Source organism: Parapedobacter soli (genome assembly GCF_025460835.1).
In the GTDB taxonomy this organism is placed as follows: Bacteria; Bacteroidota; Bacteroidia; order Sphingobacteriales; family Sphingobacteriaceae; genus Parapedobacter; species Parapedobacter soli.
Genome location: NZ_JAMXAY010000160.1, coordinates 1 through 581 on the forward strand (window position 1 = coordinate 1; position 581 = coordinate 581).

The 581-nt window shown below is 36.8% G+C and carries 1 protein-coding gene; it reads right to left on the reverse strand.

Going from position 1 to position 581, the window contains the following annotated elements:
- Positions 1-38: 38 nt before the first annotated feature.
- Entirely contained in the window at positions 39-527 is a 489-nt protein-coding gene (locus NGM62_RS22010; RefSeq protein WP_262250451.1) for an LPO_1073/Vpar_1526 family protein, read from the reverse strand.
- Between the last annotated feature and the right edge of the window lie 54 nt (positions 528-581).

A 581-nucleotide genomic window follows, 5' to 3' on the forward strand; every position in this document is an offset into this window, starting at 1 on the left:
CTTAGTTTATGAAAAATCTGTCCAACGATTGGGGGGAATTATACTCGACGTACTGTACGTATTAAAATAAAAGACAAAGTGAGGGTATCAAGTTGCTCAATCGTCAATTTTGGAGCGATTTTCAATGCTTCATCTAAAATAATCTGCATCATATTTCTCTCGGGAGAGTTTGCCCTGTCAACTAAAATGTCAACCAATAAATCTCCCAACTCCTTATCACCAGATTTGGCATATTCTTTTTGAGCGGTGAATAAGGAATCTTGCATCCCGGGCTGCTTAAATTCTTCTATTGCATCTGGTGCTCTTTCGATAAGTTTTTCAAGTAATGCTTCGGTTATTTCTTCCGCCCGCTGTTTTGCAATTTCAGCCGCTTCATTCTTTAACTGAATAAAATTGGAACTAAAAACATCTAACGCAATCTCTTTTGCATCGGCGTAGCTTATACCTTGATAAACGTTAACAACATGTCCTTGGAGATTCGTTGAACTGTCTCCACCTTCTTGCTTTTGAATTTTATCGTTTAGCATATTGGATTACTTATTTAGTCAACCCTTAAAAAGCCCAATATTTCTTTTTTGAAG